The 17,961-nt window shown below is 50.1% G+C and carries 21 protein-coding genes and 3 tRNA genes; 6 read left to right on the top strand and 18 right to left on the bottom strand.

Features of this window, described 5'->3' with window-relative positions:
- Nucleotides 1–506: 506 nt before the first annotated feature.
- Entirely contained in the window at nucleotides 507–1,010 is a 504-nt protein-coding gene (locus EOS98_RS09445; RefSeq protein WP_000741707.1) for a non-heme ferritin-like protein, read from the top strand.
- A gap of 178 nt (nucleotides 1,011–1,188) precedes the next feature.
- Here the strand turns inward: EOS98_RS09445 and EOS98_RS09440 are convergent, their stop codons facing one another.
- Nucleotides 1,189–1,827 carry an RpiB/LacA/LacB family sugar-phosphate isomerase gene (locus EOS98_RS09440; RefSeq protein WP_000684804.1) on the bottom strand — a complete coding sequence of 213 codons (639 nt, stop codon included), beginning with the start codon at nucleotides 1,825–1,827 and terminating at the stop codon, nucleotides 1,189–1,191.
- Nucleotides 1,828–2,082: 255 nt separating this feature from the next.
- Between EOS98_RS09440 and EOS98_RS09435 the strand changes: the two genes are divergently transcribed.
- Both EOS98_RS09435 and ftnA read left to right on the top strand, forming a co-directional pair.
- Nucleotides 2,083–2,418, top strand: a complete 336-nt coding sequence (locus EOS98_RS09435; protein WP_000803229.1) for a YecR-like lipofamily protein — start codon at nucleotides 2,083–2,085, stop codon at nucleotides 2,416–2,418.
- A gap of 239 nt (nucleotides 2,419–2,657) precedes the next feature.
- Nucleotides 2,658–3,155 carry a non-heme ferritin gene (gene ftnA / locus EOS98_RS09430; protein ID WP_000920611.1) on the top strand — a complete coding sequence of 166 codons (498 nt, stop codon included), beginning with the start codon at nucleotides 2,658–2,660 and terminating at the stop codon, nucleotides 3,153–3,155.
- 45 nt (nucleotides 3,156–3,200) lie between these two features.
- Here the strand turns inward: ftnA and EOS98_RS09425 are convergent, their stop codons facing one another.
- Entirely contained in the window at nucleotides 3,201–3,440 is a 240-nt protein-coding gene (locus tag EOS98_RS09425; protein ID WP_000377238.1) for a YecH family metal-binding protein, read from the bottom strand.
- Between the two features lie 226 nt (nucleotides 3,441–3,666).
- Here EOS98_RS09425 and tyrP point away from each other — a divergent pair, with 226 nt between their 5' ends.
- The gene (gene tyrP, locus EOS98_RS09420; RefSeq protein ID WP_001747700.1) at nucleotides 3,667–4,878 is read left to right on the top strand and encodes a tyrosine transporter TyrP; all 1,212 of its coding nucleotides are present in this window, start codon (nucleotides 3,667–3,669) and stop codon (nucleotides 4,876–4,878) included.
- 74 nt (nucleotides 4,879–4,952) lie between these two features.
- On the opposite strand, the gene EOS98_RS09415 is transcribed toward tyrP, so the two are convergent.
- The 10 genes from EOS98_RS09415 to uvrY form a co-directional block, all read right to left on the bottom strand.
- On the bottom strand, nucleotides 4,953–5,618 hold the full coding sequence (locus tag EOS98_RS09415) for a YecA family protein (RefSeq protein ID WP_000781522.1): 666 nt from the start codon (nucleotides 5,616–5,618) through the stop codon (nucleotides 4,953–4,955).
- A 238-nt stretch (nucleotides 5,619–5,856) separates the two neighbouring features.
- Nucleotides 5,857–6,183, bottom strand: a complete 327-nt coding sequence (locus EOS98_RS09410; RefSeq protein WP_000240837.1) for a glucose-6-phosphate dehydrogenase — start codon at nucleotides 6,181–6,183, stop codon at nucleotides 5,857–5,859.
- A 212-nt stretch (nucleotides 6,184–6,395) separates the two neighbouring features.
- A complete protein-coding gene (locus EOS98_RS09405) occupies nucleotides 6,396–7,835 on the bottom strand; it encodes an SH3 domain-containing C40 family peptidase (protein ID WP_126524011.1) in 1,440 nt (479 codons plus the stop codon).
- 213 nt (nucleotides 7,836–8,048) lie between these two features.
- Nucleotides 8,049–8,381 carry a hypothetical protein gene (locus EOS98_RS09400; protein WP_001748518.1) on the bottom strand — a complete coding sequence of 111 codons (333 nt, stop codon included), beginning with the start codon at nucleotides 8,379–8,381 and terminating at the stop codon, nucleotides 8,049–8,051.
- Nucleotides 8,382–8,629: 248 nt separating this feature from the next.
- Nucleotides 8,630–8,716 (bottom strand) — tRNA-Leu (locus EOS98_RS09395).
- Between the two features lie 11 nt (nucleotides 8,717–8,727).
- Nucleotides 8,728–8,801: transfer RNA gene (locus tag EOS98_RS09390), tRNA-Cys, on the bottom strand.
- A gap of 52 nt (nucleotides 8,802–8,853) precedes the next feature.
- Nucleotides 8,854–8,929, bottom strand: a tRNA-Gly gene (locus tag EOS98_RS09385).
- Nucleotides 8,930–9,080: 151 nt separating this feature from the next.
- The gene (pgsA, locus tag EOS98_RS09380) at nucleotides 9,081–9,629 is read right to left on the bottom strand and encodes a CDP-diacylglycerol--glycerol-3-phosphate 3-phosphatidyltransferase (RefSeq protein ID WP_001160192.1); all 549 of its coding nucleotides are present in this window, start codon (nucleotides 9,627–9,629) and stop codon (nucleotides 9,081–9,083) included.
- A gap of 56 nt (nucleotides 9,630–9,685) precedes the next feature.
- Nucleotides 9,686–11,518, bottom strand: a complete 1,833-nt coding sequence (gene uvrC, locus EOS98_RS09375) for an excinuclease ABC subunit UvrC (protein WP_126524010.1) — start codon at nucleotides 11,516–11,518, stop codon at nucleotides 9,686–9,688.
- On the bottom strand, nucleotides 11,515–12,171 hold the full coding sequence (gene uvrY / locus EOS98_RS09370) for a UvrY/SirA/GacA family response regulator transcription factor (RefSeq protein ID WP_000611323.1): 657 nt from the start codon (nucleotides 12,169–12,171) through the stop codon (nucleotides 11,515–11,517). Before uvrY ends, uvrC begins: the two co-directional genes overlap by 4 nt.
- Nucleotides 12,172–12,482: 311 nt before the next feature.
- Here uvrY and EOS98_RS09365 point away from each other — a divergent pair, with 311 nt between their 5' ends.
- The gene (locus tag EOS98_RS09365; protein ID WP_000546186.1) at nucleotides 12,483–12,638 is read left to right on the top strand and encodes a hypothetical protein; all 156 of its coding nucleotides are present in this window, start codon (nucleotides 12,483–12,485) and stop codon (nucleotides 12,636–12,638) included.
- On the top strand, nucleotides 12,635–12,859 hold the full coding sequence (locus tag EOS98_RS09360) for a DUF2594 family protein (RefSeq protein WP_000106483.1): 225 nt from the start codon (nucleotides 12,635–12,637) through the stop codon (nucleotides 12,857–12,859). Before EOS98_RS09365 ends, EOS98_RS09360 begins: the two co-directional genes overlap by 4 nt.
- Before the next feature lie 66 nt (nucleotides 12,860–12,925).
- Here EOS98_RS09360 and sdiA read toward each other — a convergent pair whose 3' ends face one another.
- The 6 genes from sdiA to fliZ all read right to left on the bottom strand — a co-directional run bounded on the left by sdiA (nucleotide 12,926) and on the right by fliZ (nucleotide 17,957).
- On the bottom strand, nucleotides 12,926–13,648 hold the full coding sequence (sdiA, locus tag EOS98_RS09355) for a transcriptional regulator SdiA (protein ID WP_001157172.1): 723 nt from the start codon (nucleotides 13,646–13,648) through the stop codon (nucleotides 12,926–12,928).
- A gap of 232 nt (nucleotides 13,649–13,880) precedes the next feature.
- Nucleotides 13,881–14,633, bottom strand: coding sequence for an L-cystine ABC transporter ATP-binding protein TcyN (gene tcyN, locus EOS98_RS09350; RefSeq protein WP_080203097.1), 753 nt, complete (start codon nucleotides 14,631–14,633; stop codon nucleotides 13,881–13,883).
- The gene (gene tcyL, locus EOS98_RS09345) at nucleotides 14,630–15,298 is read right to left on the bottom strand and encodes a cystine ABC transporter permease (RefSeq protein WP_001158238.1); all 669 of its coding nucleotides are present in this window, start codon (nucleotides 15,296–15,298) and stop codon (nucleotides 14,630–14,632) included. Before tcyL ends, tcyN begins: the two co-directional genes overlap by 4 nt.
- Before the next feature lie 20 nt (nucleotides 15,299–15,318).
- The gene (dcyD, locus tag EOS98_RS09340) at nucleotides 15,319–16,305 is read right to left on the bottom strand and encodes a D-cysteine desulfhydrase (protein ID WP_001128180.1); all 987 of its coding nucleotides are present in this window, start codon (nucleotides 16,303–16,305) and stop codon (nucleotides 15,319–15,321) included.
- Between the two features lie 153 nt (nucleotides 16,306–16,458).
- Nucleotides 16,459–17,259 (bottom strand): cystine ABC transporter substrate-binding protein, encoded by an 801-nt coding sequence (gene tcyJ, locus EOS98_RS09335; RefSeq protein ID WP_000761634.1) that lies wholly within the window; start codon nucleotides 17,257–17,259, stop codon nucleotides 16,459–16,461.
- 146 nt (nucleotides 17,260–17,405) lie between these two features.
- The gene (gene fliZ, locus EOS98_RS09330) at nucleotides 17,406–17,957 is read right to left on the bottom strand and encodes a flagella biosynthesis regulatory protein FliZ (RefSeq protein WP_000218080.1); all 552 of its coding nucleotides are present in this window, start codon (nucleotides 17,955–17,957) and stop codon (nucleotides 17,406–17,408) included.
- Nucleotides 17,958–17,961: the final 4 nt, after the last annotated feature.

Genomic DNA, 17,961 nt, shown 5'->3' with positions numbered 1-17,961 from the left:
CCGAATAACGTGCTCGTATGATTAATGACATTAAAAATGATCTACCGCAAAATCGGCTAGTTTATAAAAGCAGGAATATTTGCTCTCAACCGTTTATACGTGTGATATCCAGACTGGCTAATGTTTATTTTATTGAAATTACCATACTTGAAAGGCTCACCCCATGATCTGAAACAATGTTTCATAAATTATGAATCTATATAATATCATTTAACTTTCAAACAGTTGCAACTACTCCACACCAAAAATCATTACACCTGAAAAAATCACACCGCTGAAAATGTAAAAAAAGATAAACAATTGCATTTAAGGATTTTCTTATTTTTATTGACGCGCTATTCTCATTACCGATCGATAAACAGGAAATGAGATCGCATAAGGGACTGGCGGAACGGAGTTCTTCTGCTAAGAGTATTTATTGTGCATAGAGGTAAGAATGTGACAACGACCCGTTGCATTCTCGTCTGTCATGCACATCAACACTTTCTGGAAATAAGGATATTGTTATGGCAGCTGTAGGAATGGTTCAAAAGCTCAACACGCCAATGAACCTTGAGTTTTACGCATCAAATCTTTACCTCCATCTAAGCGAATGGTGTTCTGAACACAGTTTAACAGGCACCGCCACCTTTCTTCGTACCCAGGCGCAAGGCAACGTGACGCAAATGATGCGCATGTTTAATTTTATGAAAAACGCCGGCGCCACCCCTATCGTTAAAGCCATTGACGTTCCGGGTGAAGAGCTCTGCTCTCTGGAAGAATTGTTCCAGAAAACCCTGGAGGATTATCAGCAACGCGCCAGCACGCTGTCGCGTCTGGCAGATGAAGCGAAAGCGCTGAATGATGCCTCAACGCTTGATTTTCTCCATACCCTGGAAAAAGAGCAGCAGCAGGATGGCGTACTTTTACAAACTATTCTCGAAGAAGTTCGCAGCGCTAAACGAGCAGGGCTATGCCTGGCGCAAACCGATCAGCATCTCCTTAACGTCGTGACCTATCAGCATCACTGATAGCGGCACCCCGAGCGACAATATTGAGACGTTATTAGCCGGATAGCAACGCGAAGCAGCTTATCCGGCCTACACCGTTTCTGATCTGTTTGCCAGAGGTGGCGCCTGTCGCTACTGGCGTATTATCGGCACATCATGCCAGCCGACAGGCGCGAAACGCCTCTGTCTTGTCCAGGCATTACCCCAGCATCTCACGTACAAACGCTTCTATTTCTTTATTCTGGCCGTTTTCAAACAAACATTGCTGGAAACGCGGCCCTGAAACCGCCGTTTTAACCAGTTCAGGATCGATAGCCCGTAGTGTATCCAGATAATTCTCTTTGACGACCGCGGCCTTAACCTGGTTCAAAATGCCCGCATTGCGTACCTGCGGCGCTTTGCGCTCAGGCGGATACCCCTCGCCTTTACGCCCGGTAAACGCTTTTTCAAAGATGAAACGCACGTTCAGCTCAGCGCCCCAGCCAAAGCCTTTCGCAAATGGCAGGGACAACGCATTGCCGTTGTTGATCTGCGCAAACAGAAAAGCATCTGCCGGATCGATGCAATAGCCACAAATGACACCTGGATGAATATTTAACGACATCAGCGCGCCCTGCCCGGTGCCACAGCCAGTAACCACAAAATCAACCGCGTTTGCATTAAGCAGAATACTCGCCATGATGCCTAAATGAATGTACGTCAGGTGATGGTCATTTTCGTCGCACATGCCGACGTTAAAAACGGGAAATCCCTTTTCATTGGCGACGGCGCTAAGTTCGTTATAAATGATGGCATTTTTGCTGGCCTGGCTATTTTCCATCATCAGTGCAATTTTCATCGTGTTCCTCCTGAATGCAGACGGTCGCGTCTGCGTAAATCATGACGTTTTGCCCACACTACACACTTAAGAACACGCATTCAAATTTAATGAAACCAAGTTTCATTAAATGAAGAGACGCTCACACATTTTCTGTTCCCGCTGTAAACCTCCTGCCGTTACCTTTAATCAAGGCGAATCCGTAAGTTATTCCAGCCATTGACGGTGCAAGACACGAGGTAGCATGGTCTGATACCGAATTGTCGGAGCGATTTTATGAAGCCTCTTATTTTTACTCTTTCACTGCTAGCCCTGACGGGATGCACCATTACTCGACAAGCGCAGGTCAGCGAAGCCAGCCCGATAAGCGGCATCGTGCGCTTGACGTATAACCAGCCGCTATTTTTTACTTCACGGACAGATGACTATGTATCTCACGGGACCGCAACACGCGAATGCCAGCAGATGGGCTATGCCGATGCCGTTTCGTTTGGTCAGCCGGTAGGAACCTGTAGCATTTATGCGGGCTCGTTGTGTCTGAACACCCGATTTACCCTCTCCTGGCAGTGCCGGGGCGTTGCCGTCCCGCAAATCATGCCGCTTTATTATTAAGGCGGCTGGCTTAACGCCGACACCATCTACAATAGAGGAGAGTGCAGGGTCGCTATTGCCAGCATGAAGATGCTGGCTTTCCTTTATTTTTATACCCTATACACTGGCGTTAATGCGTTTTATTCCCATTCGTATTTTTAATAATTAAATTTAATATTTTACCTTTTGCAAATAATAAAATAACAAATTATAGTGGCGCCACATTACCGTATATCTTTTGCTATTTGTGGAGCGGAACCATGCTGAAAACAGAAATGATCGACAAACTGAATGAGCAAATGAATCTGGAGTTATACTCCTCCCTGCTCTATCAACAAATGAGCGCGTGGTGCAGCTATCACAGTTTTGAAGGCGCGGCCGCATTTCTTCGTCGCCATGCGCAAGAAGAGATGACGCATATGCAGCGCCTGTTTGACTACCTTACCGATACCGGAAGCCTGCCGCGCATTCATACCGTTTCTTCGCCCTTCGCTGAGTACGCCTCGCTGGATGAGCTGTTCCGCGCGACCTATGAGCATGAGCAGCTTATTACGCAAAAAATTAATGAACTGGCTCATGCCGCAATGACCAGCCAGGATTATCCGACATTTAATTTCTTGCAGTGGTATGTGGCAGAACAGCATGAAGAAGAAAAACTGTTCAAATCTATTATTGATAAATTAACGCTGGCGGGAAAAAGCGGCGAAGGGCTTTATTTCATTGATAAAGAACTCTCCACCCTGGATACGCAAAATTAATCCAGCAAGTCCTTACACGGTGAGACGCACTCTCACCGTGGCGTATTAATGGCGGCAGATTTTACTCTCATGCGTTGAAAAACCGTCCTCCACGGCAATAAACTTTCCTTTCGCCGCCAGAAACGCGACCAGTTCCGCCGCCGTCATATCTGACGCTGAACAGGTGTGAAATCGTGCCCGCTCGCCAAAGCGCGCTTTTATTGCCGCCTCCAGCGAGGTATGCGTGTACTGCTCGCCAGACTCAATCATCATGTTGAGTACTTCGTGACCGTGAATAGAATCCATAACCCCTCCTGAATAAAACTCGTAGCCTAATGTGTCCTCGTGCGAGCGACTTTGCGCTAGCGCAGGTTTGCGGCGGTTGTCCGCGTCTCCTCCCATATTCGTTTTTATGCCCGGAACTGTAAATTTTACAGTACACCAATTGTAACGACCATTTGACGAAAATAGCGTAATGCCTTACCCTGCGCCGCGGATATCACCGTTCTTTGTTACCGGGGTAGTAGAAAGCGTGAAAAACAGAACTCTGGGCAGTATTTTTATCGTGGCAGGCACCACTATCGGCGCCGGGATGCTGGCAATGCCGCTGGCAGCGGCTGGCGTTGGTTTCAGCGTCACGCTGGGATTGTTGATTGGCCTGTGGGCGCTGATGTGTTATACCGCGCTACTATTACTGGAGGTATATCAACACGTTCCGGCGGATACCGGACTGGGCTCGTTGGCAAAACGCTATCTTGGACGTTACGGACAGTGGCTTACGGGATTCAGTATGATGTTCTTAATGTATGCGCTCACCGCCGCCTACATTTCCGGAGCCGGAGAATTACTGGCATCCAGTATTAATAACTGGCTTGGCGCCACGCTCTCGCCCGCTGCCGGAGTACTGCTGTTCACCTTTGTTGCCGGTGGGGTGGTGTGTGTGGGCACCTCGCTGGTCGACCTTTTTAACCGCTTCCTGTTTAGCGCAAAGATCATTTTTCTGGTCATCATGCTTGCGTTGCTCACGCCACATATTCATAAAGTAAATCTTCTTACGCTTCCTTTACAGCAGGGGCTGGCGTTATCCGCCATACCGGTCATTTTCACCTCGTTTGGTTTTCACGGAAGCGTACCGAGTATTGTGAGTTATATGAACGGCAACATTCGCCGGCTGCGTTGGGTCTTTATGACGGGTAGCGCCATTCCGTTAGTGGCCTATATTTTTTGGCAGCTCGCCACGCTGGGAAGTATCGACTCGCCGACATTCAGAGGGCTACTGGCCAGCCATGCCGGGTTAAATGGCCTGCTGCAGGCGCTCAGAGAAGTGGTCGCTTCGCCACATGTCGAACTGGCGGTCCACCTGTTCGCCGATCTGGCGCTGGCGACCTCTTTTCTGGGCGTAGCGCTAGGATTATTTGATTACCTGGCCGATCTATTCCAGCGCCGCAGTACGGTGTCCGGACGCCTGCAAACCGGGCTGATTACCTTTCTGCCGCCGCTGGCGTTTGCGCTTTTCTACCCACGCGGATTTGTGATGGCATTAGGCTATGCCGGCGTAGCGCTGGCAGTGCTGGCACTGCTCATCCCTGCCATGCTGGTCTGGCAGTGCCGTAAACAGATCCCTCAGGCGGGCTATCGTGTGGCAGGCGGCACCCCAGCGCTGGCGCTGGTGTTTATCTGCGGCATTATCGTGATTGGCGTCCAGTTTTCGATCGCACTGGGGTTCCTGCCCGATCCAGGTTAACGCCAGGCAAAGATTATCGGGCCCGGACGCCGTCCAGGCTCGATAATCATCACGCTATGGCCGTTTACGAGCCATTAATGCAGGCAGCACTGCTTAAATTTTTTGCCGCTCCCGCATGGGCAAGGATCGTTACGCCCCACTTTCACCTCTGCTTTTATCGGCATCTGTAGCGGCGTCGTGTGCGGATGCGCCATCCACCAGGCATGCAGCTCAAGCGCCGCGCTACGGATAGCGTCAACGCTTTTATCGAACGCTTCCGGGCTCATTTTATCCAACAGCGCAAAGTTTTCTTCCGTGCCGTGTAAGGCAATCGCTTCCAGCGCCGGTTTTAGCGTATCCGGCAAGTCAGACCAGTCGGACAGCGACACTCCGCGCATGTAACCAAAGCACCATTCTTCAACAATCGTTAATTCATGGCCATCAACTTCTCGCAGGCCAAACAGCGGCTCGAACTGTTCTGGATAGTCTTCAAGCCGGGCGGCTGTGTCCGCCATGTGCTGGAACACCAGATCCATAAATCGCGTCATTTCTTTTTCAGATGTCCAGCGCGGTACGTACGCGGGTCCCCCCCATATCGCGACCAGCCACTGTTCCGGCTCGATGGGACGCGGAGAACTTAGTACCGCAGTAATCAGACCGTCCAGCTCCGCGACATCCAAAATGGCCTGATCGGTATTGTATTTCGTCAGCACATCATCCAGCCATTCCAGCTCGTTCTCGTTTAATGGTTCCATTTTCATAATGCTTTTCCTCAGTGATGACTTCCGCCTGTAGGCCTCTTACATTGCAGCGGATAAAAATAATTTTTTTGCAGGCAGTTTGGATGGCAACCATCAGGGGCCAGATTAACACGAAATGAGGAGGATTCCGGAAGTTAACGCACAAAAGGAGGATCAGGGCGCAGATTTTCCGCCAGGAAGCGCTCGCCCCACACAAAAGCGAGAGATAGGTTTCTCGCTATATTATACTCATGCTAACTTATACCACCGCCGCGGACAGATAAAACCGCCCTCTCAAATAGAGCTTATTTTCAGTAAAAAAGTGTTTAATGAGTTCGTCTACCGCTTCTCTGTCAGCAGAAAAGGTTATTTCCATAAACAGCGTATCGTACCCTATTTTGATATTTTTTTTCTTACAGTAAACACGGATCTCATCCTGCACACTCAGCAACGGCAGGCTAAATGTGTATAGCGGTTGCGGTTCTTTTTTCGCCGCTTTCTCAAAAACTTTAGTGACCAGATCCCCAAGATCGCGCTCCGACCGGGCACCGTTATTAAAATGCAATAAATTACGTCTTTTTACCACCCAGCCTCCAGCCAGATACCGCCAACAATAACTCTCACTTCAATGTGTGAGGCACATAATCACATCCAGAATCAGCTCCAGATAGTATTTCAAATAAACAGCCCGCACTATAGCGCATACTTTTTTCAGACACAGTTTACAGGGATACTCTCTTTATATCCACGCGCACGGCTGCCTTAATCATGTCTTCCGCGATAACACAGTTTGTCAACCTATTCTATATAACCAAGCTTAAACAGAACCTTACCAGCCAGCGATATCAGCTCAGGATTTTCAGGATAAAAACGCAGTAACGGCAAAAATACCGCCTCACCGATAATGCTCCGGCTATTAGCATGGTTTGGGCGCAATCCCCAGATATTCTGATAAGTCATCGGTACGACCTGCCTATTCATGGTTGTGTTACCGATATACAGCATAATATGCCCTGGAATATAGACCAGCGTAGTAAACGGTTTTCCGTATCTGGTGAGATAATCGATCCGCATTTGGGGACTTTTATGACTAAGATCGACCACCCGTCCAGCAGCCTCTACCTGCGCGGATGAATGTCTGGGCAGGAATATGCCAAACGGCATTAACAGGCTGCGGACTTCGGCTGAACAATCATTATAAAAGTTAAAATTTCCCCAACCGTAGGGGGCGCCATGCATTGCTTTCATTAGCACGGCGATATTTTCCGGCGTCATTTTCCACGGCATAGCCGTAAACTCGTTACCGCTTAGCCAGACCCAATGGATAAACGCGCGACCGTTGCTGCCGCGAACTGGCGCCGCAATCAGGAACTGGCCCGCCCGTTGATGTCGGAACGGTAAAATAGTGCCCGGTCGCCCGGTGAAATAATAGACGCCTGCGGCATGGACAGAAACCGGCGCGTTGATAAATGCCCCCAGTTGCTTATGAGCAAGCAAAACCCACTGTGTTATAAATTTCTGATCCGTACTGGCAATATCTTCACTATGAACCCAGCCAGTTACCGCTGGTGAAACGACATATTGCCAGCGTTGGTCTTTGCTCTTCGCCAGCGTATAGACCGGCGTACCGGGACGCAGCGAAGACATTTGTAAATTATCAAACGGATACCCCTCGCCCGCCTGACGGGGATCGTTAAAGAGCGGGTCGTCCGTTGGCAGCGCTCTGACTAAACTTTCTCTGACCATAATGCCTCGCCGGGAGGCATGATAGATATTGTCAATCTGCGTATCCGTATTCCCTCTAACCTCCTCTTTCCAGCGAGAGGTATAAAGTCTGAAGTTTTCCCCCCAATAAGCACTGCCGTCGCTAAGAAACTGCTTAATACTGGCATCCCGGGCCTGTGCTGCGTTTTTTTTCAGCAATGCGGTAATATAAAAACCATTCCACGGCGAGTGCGCTTCACTGTCCATTCCGAAATAATGAGATTTTAGTGCGTGAAAGTAGCGTTGTTGGGTAGCACTATCAATAACCGGAATAGTGTAATCAGCCGAGTCCGGAGGTATCCATTTATCAACCGACTGTGAATAATCCGCTAACGGAAAGCGTGTTTTTGTCGGGTCAATATAGCTCCCTGCGACAATTTCATCTTTGGCTGTTGATCGGTAGGTCGTCTGGTGGCAAGCGGTGAGGCACAATGGTATCAATAAAACGGCCCAGGTTTTCTTTTGCATCATCATCTCCGTAAAGCGGGGAAAGCATAATATAGAGACTGACCAAAACCGCCATTCACGAAAACCCGAAATTATCTGTAGTTGACCTGTTATTAAGACAATATTGCAAAACGTGATTAAAGCATGATGCGGATCACATTACCTTATGATCAATATTAGTTCGCTATCTACCTTTAGTTAAATTGTGCAGAAAACACCCCTGAACAGTTATATACTCGTTTAATTTGCATAAATACTCCACTGGCCCGCCCCTGTTTTTTTCAGACAATACATACTGTAGCGCGTCAGTTCTACTTTTTTTATATACTCTGCAAAGTCATTTTCATCGACGTTGCCAATAAAATTACGCGCATCACATGTTGAAGAGGAAGGCTCTCCTGGAAGAGAGTAGGTTACGATTGCACTCTCAGGCTCATACAAAATAAAAAAAAGTAAAAAAGCGCAACCTACAATCCCAATATTAATGAAGCTAATAAATAATTTTGCATTATCGGTATATTTCACTGGCAGACCTACTCTCTTTAATAAAGCAGGCATAAAACATATCAGCATTTTTTATAGAGATTAATGGATTTTATCGGCTGATTTACCCGACGTTTAGTATTTACCAGCCATAAGTTCTTGCGGGTCGGTAGCACATAACTGCTGTACTGGCAGAAATGCCGCTACCGATGTTTTTACTGTGTATCGCGCTGGAAAGTTCACGCTCGCGGTCGGCATACAAACTGAAGGCACAAAAAAACCACCCGTAGGTGGTTTCACGACACTGCTTATTGCTTTGATTATTCTTGTCTTTCCCATGGTACCCGGAGCGGGACTTGAACCCGCACAGCGCGAACGCCGAGGGATTTTAAATCCCTTGTGTCTACCGATTCCACCATCCGGGCTCGGGAAAAATTGGAGGCGCGTTCCGGAGTCGAACCGGACTAGACGGATTTGCAATCCGCTACATAACCGCTTTGTTAACGCGCCAAATTTTTTTGGCTTTTCAGCCAGCATCCGCTTTACGCCAATGCTTTTAAACTGGAGCGGGAAACGAGACTCGAACTCGCGACCCCGACCTTGGCAAGGTCGTGCTCTACCAACTGAGCTATTCCCGCAGTATCAAGCAACTTTGTTAATCACTTGATTTTGTTATCGTCTGGCAATCAGTGCTGCCGTTCGATGCGTTGCATTCTACTTACCTGACGCACTGAGTCAACGATATTTTTCGTCACTCACGATCGTTTGCTGAAATTTGCGGCGAAACGATCACTGATCAAGCAAATCTCCGCGTGCAGCGCTCAAATATTGCAACATGGACCACAACGTTAGCACCGCTGCGACAAAGAAAAGCGCGATCCCGGCATACTCTACCCAGATATTCGGACGCCACAAGAGCCACGCCAGCGCCACCATCTGCGCGGTAGTTTTGACTTTACCGATCCAGGAGACCGCTACACTACTGCGTTTGCCCAGCTCCGCCATCCATTCACGCAGAGCAGAGATAATAATTTCGCGGGCTATCATCGTCGCCGCAGGTAACGTCACCCACCAGCTATGATAATGCTCGGTGACCAGCACCATGGCGATCGCCACCAGCACCTTGTCGGCGACGGGGTCGAGGAAAGCGCCGAAACGCGTACTCTGGTTCCAGCGCCGCGCCAGAAAGCCGTCAAACCAGTCGGTAATCGCGGCAATACAGAAAATCAGCGCGCTGACCATCGGCGCCCAGGCGAACGGCAAATAAAACACCACGACAAAGAATGGAATCAGGATGACGCGAAACAGCGTGAGCAACGTAGGGATATTAAATTGCATAGTGACGGGTAACTATCTGTTGTCAGTGAAATTACCCCTATGTTGCTACAGTGGCCTCAATGTTTCAACGACCAGAAGATCTTTTCTGCCAGACCTTGCGAAATACCCGGCACTTTTGCAATTTCTTCTACGCTGGCGTTACGTAGCCCTTGCAAACCGCCCATATATTTCAGCAGCATCTGGCGACGTTTAGGCCCAACGCCTTCAATAGTTTCCAGCGTACTGGTATTTTTAACCTTCGCGCGTTTTTTACGGTGCCCGCCGATCGCGTGATCGTGCGACTCATCGCGAATATGCTGAATAACATGCAGCGCCGGCGAGTCCGGCGGCAGGCTAAACCCCTCGCCTTCCGGTTCAAAAAAGAGTGTTTCCAGACCGGCCTTTCTGTCCGCGCCTTTGGCGACGCCAAGCAGCAAAGGACGATGCTTATCCCAGGGGACATCGAGCTCAACGAAAACGGCTTTCGCCTGGGCGAGCTGCCCTTTTCCGCCGTCGATCAGAATAACATCCGGAATCTTACTTTCTTCTATGGCCTTGCCATAACGTCGACGTAGCACCTGATTCATCGCCGCGTAGTCATCACCCGGCGTGATGCCCGCGATATTATAACGACGATACTCGGCGCGTAACGGCCCGTTAGCGTCAAATACCACACAGGATGCGACCGTTTGCTCCCCCATGGTATGGCTGATGTCAAAACATTCCATCCGCTTGATCGCAGGAAGTTTTAATACCGCCGCCAGCGCGGTCAAACGCTGCGTGATGGTGGACTGCTGCGAAAGTTTAGTGATTAAGGCCGTTGCCGCGTTGGTCCGCGCCAGCTTGAGATAACGGGCGCGATCGCCACGCGGTTTTGTCTGGACATGAATACGCCGTCCGGCAAGTTCCGACAACGAGTCGGCCAGCAGCGTTTTATCGCTAAGATTAAAATCGAGCAGTATCTCGCCCGGTAGCGTGCGCATCTGGCTACCCTGTAGGTAAAACTGCCCGACAAAGGTTTCCACCACTTCGCCCAGTTCCGTACCGCCAGGCACTTTTGGAAAATAGCTGCGGCTGCCCAGCACCTTACCCTGGCGAATAAACAGCACATGCACACAGGCCATACCCGCATCAAAAGCCACGCCGATAACGTCGAGATCGTCGCCCGCATTGGAGACAAACTGTCTCTCCGTGACCCGGCGTACCGCCTGGATCTGATCGCGAATACGCGCCGCCTCTTCAAATGCCAGATCCTGGCTGGCCTTTTCCATCCGGGCAATCAGCTGTGTTAAGACCTGGTCGTCCTTGCCGGACAAAAACAACCGGACATACTCCACCTGTTGCGCATACTCCTCCTCGCTGACCAGTCCTGCAACGCAGGGGCCTAAGCAGCGGCCAATCTGGTATTGCAGGCAAGGACGCGAGCGGTTGCGATACACGCTGTTTTCGCACTGGCGGATAGGGAAAATTTTCTGTAACAGCGCCAGCGTTTCCCGCACGGCATAGCCATTAGGAAATGGACCGAAGTACTCGCCTTTCGCATGTTTGGCGCCACGGTGCATCGCCAGACGCGGATGGGTATCGCCGCTCAGAAAAATAAAAGGATAGGATTTATCATCACGCAACAACACGTTGTAACGCGGTTGATACAACTTGATGTAATTATGCTCAAGCAGCAGCGCTTCCGTTTCGGTATGCGTTACCGTGACATCAATGTGTTGAATTTGCGCAACTAGCGCTTCGGTTTTACGCGAAGCCAGGTTGCTGCGAAAGTAGCTGGAAAGACGCTTTTTCAGATCTTTTGCTTTACCGACATAGATAACCGTACCGCCGGCGTCATACATACGATAGACACCGGGTTGGCTGGTAACGGTTTTCAAAAACGCCTTTGCGTCAAATATTTCACTCACTGGCTTGTTAACGTCTCCGCATTACACAGGCCATGGCGGATTGCCAGGTGAGTCAGCTCAACATCACCATGAATGTTTAATTTACTGAACATACGATAGCGATAGCTGTTCACCGTTTTAGGACTGAGATTCAGCTGTTCTGAAATCTCATTGACCTTCTGACCCTTGGTGATCATCAGCATAATCTGCAACTCGCGTTCAGACAAACTGGCGAACGGCGTTTCCGTTTTTGCAGGCTCGATCTGACTGAGCGCCATCTGCTGAGCGATATCGGAGGCGATATAACGTTGTCCGGAATACACCGAACGAATAGCGCTCACCACCTCCTGAGGCGCAGCGCCTTTGCTGAGATAGCCAGCTGCGCCAGCCTGCATCACTTTGGCGGGCAACGGGTTCTCCGTATGGACGGTCAGCATGATCACTTTGATATCCGCTGTCGATCGGGCAATTTTACGCGTCGCCTCAAGGCCGCCAATACCGGGCATGTTCATATCCATCAGCACGACGTCAACGGCGTTAGTACGGCACCATTTTACCGCATCCTCTCCGCAGCACGCTTCACCGACAACTTTAATGCCCTTTATATCTTCAAGAATGCGTCGTATCCCTGCGCGCACCAGTTCGTGGTCATCAACAAGAAGAACGTTGATCAAAGGAATATCTCCAGAATAGGGATAACGCTACTGATAGTTAATCGCCCTTATATTAGCTGGTTTTATCTCAACTTTGAAACGTAAAAAAACACTGGGTATTCGATTTTGCTCTCGTTTTTGGAAATTATGTTGTACGTCGTGTGGCAACTGCCAACGTTGTAGCCCCTTCTGACGGCGCTGTCCCGGGCTGCTATTTCATAATGGTGACAAAAATTTCACGTTCCGCTGTCTAAACACTAATTAGGGAATCAACTTTGTAACAATAATTAACGAGTAAAATACGCGTAATAAACAAAGAATGAAGAAAATATATGCATCACGCGGCAACGTTTATTTTGTGGGTAACCCCTCCGCTTTTTGATCAAAAAACAACCACTGCTATTTTTAGCGTAGCTTATGGTATACTCCGCCGCCTTAACATCTGCTATCGCACATTTTCACTGAAACATAACGAGGAAAATAAATGAGTACGCCTGATTTTTCCACCGCTGAGAATAATCAAGAACTGGCTACTGAAGTCAACTGCCTGAAAGCCATGTTAACGCTGATGCTGCAGGCGATGGGCCAGGCCGATGCAGGGCGCGTGATTCTTAAAATGGAAAAACAGATCGCGCAGATGGATGATGAAGCACAAGCGGCGGTATTTTCCAGTACGGTTAAGCAAATTAAACAGGCTTACCGCCAGTAGTAAAAAACCGGCTGTTAGCATCGCTTTCAGCCGGTTTCGCGCCTGGCGCGAAGCATCGTCAGCACGTCATATCAGACCTGTCGCCGCAGCGTAGCAGGCAATCTGTGTTTTATTTGGCGCATTGAATTTCTTCTGCATATTTTTCTGATGGAAGTTAACGGTATTTTCAGAAATTGACAGAATAATGGCGATCTCCGATGAGGTCTTCCCTTCCGCCGTCCACTTCAGAATCTCTTTCTCACGTTTACTGAAACGCATCTCAGGCGCCATCACCATGTCGTCTTCAAATCTTGTCAGCGCCGAAAGACTCTCCCGCGCCAGCAGTTGTAACCTCAGCTCCACTTCATCGTAGGTAAACGAGGAGCAGCGTAAACTGCTACGGGAGAAAGATAAAAAGCCCAGCGCCCGGTTCGGCAACATCACACACTGGGTTACGCCTCTGCGTAATCCGAAACGCTGGGCGGCATCCCACATCGCCTGCGCTTCATGAAATAGCACGTCATCCCAATGTAAATGACCCTGCCTGAAATTCTCCGGCTTTAATACCGGATCGATCGCGAAATAGTTTTCGGACTGGTAATGCGTTACCCACGCCTGAGGATAGGTGGTACGAAGCGATATTTTAGGCCGGGTAAAGGGAACGGGATGGCGAACACACAGGGCATAATAATCAAATTCCAGCCGCTGTGTCTGATATTGCAATTCAGTATAAACATCCTCTGCTGCCGCCATCTCCTGAAAGCGTAACAACATTGCGCGTCGCCAGGTGAAGAAATCATTTTCCTGCATATTTTATGGTCACGCCTTTGATATTGATAATCATTATTATGAATGACTTAAATTAACACATAAATAGTGTTTATATATAAGAAATATCGGACGAAACGTAGAATACTTGAGCAGCATTACAGTTTTTTGGCTTCCGCCTGAGAGCGAGGTTAATAATCTGGCAGAATGACTTCATAATTATTCATTGCGTTCGCCCAAGGCGCGGCTAATTCGGGCGAGCGTTGAAAAGGTATTATTTCACTAAAAATTTCTCAAGGAACTGGCGGGTACGCGGATGCTGAGGGTCGGCGAACAAGGTTTTCGCCGGCCCCTGCTCAACGATTTGCCCCTGATCCATAAATATTGCCCGATCAGCCACGTCACGCGCAAAGCCCATTTCGTGAGTAACGATCACCATCGTGCGCTTTTCCTGCGCCAGCTGGCGAATCGTATTAAGCACCTCGCCGACTAATTCAGGATCAAGCGCCGACGTCGGCTCATCAAACAGAATCACTTCCGGGCGCATCGCCAGCGCACGCGCAATCGCCACGCGCTGCTGTTGCCCGCCCGACAGGCGGCGCGGATAACGGGTCTCTTTACCGGCCAACCCGACTTTGGCTAACAGTTCCCGCGCCAGCGCCGTCGCCTCGGCTTTCGGCTCTCCCTTTACAATCACCGGACCTTCAATGATATTTTCCAGCACGGTACGATGCGGGAACAGGTTAAAACTCTGAAAGACAAAGCCGACATGCTGACGCAACTGGCGAATCACCCCTTTTTGCTGGCTGAATGGGCGGGCGGTATCGATGATAATATCGCCCACTTTAATGGTGCCCGCTTCCGGTTGTTCCAGCAGGTTAATGCAGCGTAATAACGTTGTCTTCCCTGAGCCGCTCGGGCCGATAATGGCGACAACTTCTCCGGGCTTCACCTCAAGGTCAATACCGTGCAGCACCGTTTGACCATGAAATTTTTTGACCAGGTTGGTGACTTCGATCGCACTCATTTTGGCTCTCTCTCCTGGCGGTTAAGCTGGTTTTCAAAATAGTTTTGCAGTGCCGATAAGACGGTCGCCATTACCCAGTAGATTAACGACGCGGCCAGATACATGGTAAACACCTCCAGCGTTCGCGAGGTAATTAACTGCGCCTGGCGGAACAACTCCGGCACCTGAATCGTCGCGGCGAGCGACGTATCTTTCACCAGGCTGATAAAGCTGTTGCTCAACGGCGGAAGCGCGACGCGAGCCGCCTGCGGCAAAATAGCGCGACGTAGCGTTTGCCACGGCGTCATGCCAATGCTCGCCGCCGCTTCCCATTGTCCCTTGTCGATAGCCGAGATCGCCGCGCGCAGCGTCTCGGACGTGTAAGCCGCGGTATTGAGCGATAAACCAATCATCGCCGCCGGGATAGGGTCCAGCTCAATACCAAATTGCGGCAGGCCGTAATAGATCATAAATAACTGGGCGATAAGCGGCGTACCGCGAAAAATCGAGATATAAAAGCGCGCCAGCCAGCGAACCGGCCATAGCGGAGACATCCGCATCAGCGCCAGCACAAATCCCAGCAGCAGACCAAAAAACATACCGCCAATACTCAGTTGCAGGGTAAAGACGGCGCCTTTAAGCAAATACGGCAGCGATTCAATAACCAGTTGGATACTTTCTTGCATTCGCGTTGATTACCTGGAGGTTATACATGAGGATGGTAGGCAAACAGCGCAGGCGCCCCACCGGTGTGAATAAAGAGAATCGGCCCGTCATCGTTAAAGCGTTTCTGGCTGATGCCGTCTATCAGACCCGCCATCGCTTTACCGGTATATACCGGATCCAGTAGCACCCCCTCCAGGCTCGCCAGCAGTTTCACCGCCTCCATCCCCGCGTCATTTGGCACGCCGTAACCCGGGGCAAAATAGTCATCCCATAAATGAATATCCGCCGTCGCCGTCAGCGCCAGCTGACCGGCAATAGCCTGCTGTAAGGCAATCACTTTGGGTTTCTGCTCGGCGACAGAACGTGAAACGGTCACGCCAATCAGTTCGACATCCGGCATCAGATGTTCCAGCCCGACAGCTAACCCGGCGTGCGTTCCGGCGCTGCCGGAGGCCACCACCACCGAAGAGAGCCCGACGACTTCTTCACACTGCTGGGCGATTTCCAGGGCGCTCTCTACGTATCCCATTGCGCCCAGCGCGCTGGAGCCGCCGACCGGAATCACATAGGGCCTGAACCCTTGCGCTTCAATGCGCGTCGCCAGCGTTTGCAGCTGCGCATCCGGATCGGTTAGCGCATCGCACATCTCAATTTGCGTATTAAATAAATCCAGTAACAGGCGATTACCATTCGTCAGGTAATTTTCCGCGGTGGTACCGATTGGATTTTCCAGCAAGGCGACGCAATGCAGTCCCAATTTGGCCGCGACTGCCGCCGTCTGACGGACATGGTTCGACTGAATCGCCCCTGCGGTTATCAGCGTATCCGCCCCTTCTCGCAGCGCGTCGGCCACCAAAAACTCCAGCTTGCGCAGTTTATTGCCGCCCATTGCAATGGGCGTAACGTCATCGCGCTTAATGTAAATCTCACGGCCAAGATAATCAGACAATCGCGGCAGGTATTCGAGCGGGGTCGGCGCGCCGATAAACTCCAGGCGAGGGAAGCGCGTTAAGTGATGTAGTGGCATTGAGCCTCCGGTAACGTTGTGGTGTGTTCTTTTTATTATGCACGTTGATCTAACGGAAATAAAAAAGGCGCCGATTCACGCGCCTCCGTTTGCTGACATAGTATGAGGTTGATATTGCCCGGTGGCGCACTGCCTGCCGGGCAACGTAGAACATTATTGGGTCACGTCAGCGCCAAACCATTTTTCAGAGAGGGCTTTTAAGGTGCCATCTTTTTGCATTTCCGCAATGGCGTTATCTACCGCCTTCAACAAGTCTTCGTTGCCTTTACGTAACGCAACGCCGGACTCCTGACGCGAAAACGCATCACCGGTGACGGCCAGCGTACCTTTGGTTTTTTTCACCAGATCCAGCGCCGCCAGACGATCGACTAAAATCGCGTCAATACGGCCTACGCGCAGATCCTGGTATTTTGTAGGATCATCGTCATAAGTACGGATATCCACGCCCTGAACATGTTGACGTAGCCATTCTTCATAGTTAGTCCCCAGCCCAACGCCAACTTTTTTGCCCTGCAGATCGGCCGCCGTTTTGATCGTGCCTTCATTGCCTTTTTTCACCAGCGCCTGAACGCCGGAGACAGTGTAAGGCGTAGAGAAATCATATTTTTTCTTGCGGACGTCTGAAATCGTAACCTGGTTTATCACTACATCAATGCGTTTAGCGTCCAGCGACGCCAGTATTCCGTCCCATTTGGTCGGCTTCAACGACGCTTTAACGCCCAGATGTTTTGCCAACGCCTCGGCGAAATCGACTTCAAAACCGGTTAATTTGCCGTCTTCGCCCTGAAAGCTAAACGGCGGATAGGTACCTTCCAGCCCTACCAGCAGCGTGCCGCGTTCTTTAACTTTGTTCAGCAAACCCTCATCGGCAAAGCTCTTCGCGCTCATTCCCGCCACCAGCGCTACAGCCATTACTCCCATCAGTGCCTGACGTCCCAGCAGTGCTAATTTCATAGTAACCCCGAATATTGCCGTTAATGACCATAGACTGTGTCCCGCCATGGCGCATCGTCACGTCTCGCGAACCTTTGGGGGACTCAGCCTAATGTAGAAGGTTTGCCACGTTTCACCAACACGACTCTGCTACATCTTATGCTTTTTTAATATATATCAGAACTGGCGGTAAAGGGGGATTTCTGTCTGGGCGCAATCTGCTGATGCGCTTTATATTGCTGGTATTTACGTAGTGCGATACGGTAATTATTGGTGCTGGTTTCCGGCAACCATGGCGCCAAGCTTTCATCGAGAAAACCGTCCTGCAGCAGATCGTGGGAAATGTTTTGCTCGCTGAGGTAGTTGCCAAGACGTCGTAAACGCACGACATATTCCCGCACCGTGCCATGGCTCATCTCGGTTTGTTCAAACAAATACTGCTTGAAACCGATAATATCGAAAAAATCACTCTGCTTTTTGCAGTGCAAATCGCCGCAAAAGCGACACAGCGCCACCCACTCCTTCTGCTCCCGCTGCCAGGCAGCGTCGTCAAGTAGCATATCCAGCTGTGAAATAGCGATTTTATTAACGATCTTGCCACGGCGAACCAGCGTAATGCGGTCGAGCAGTTTGTGACAATGCGCGCAATGCGTCTGGCTGTGTTTAAAGTCTTTAAGATAGCGGCTCAAGGGCCGCCTTTTAGGTTGCTGCACCGTCATGAGA

This window comes from Salmonella sp. SSDFZ69, from assembly GCF_004010755.1.
Lineage (GTDB): Bacteria > Pseudomonadota > Gammaproteobacteria > Enterobacterales > Enterobacteriaceae > Salmonella > Salmonella enterica.
The sequence above is the reverse complement of the archived record's forward strand: the minus strand, read 5'-3'. Positions and strand labels throughout refer to the sequence as shown.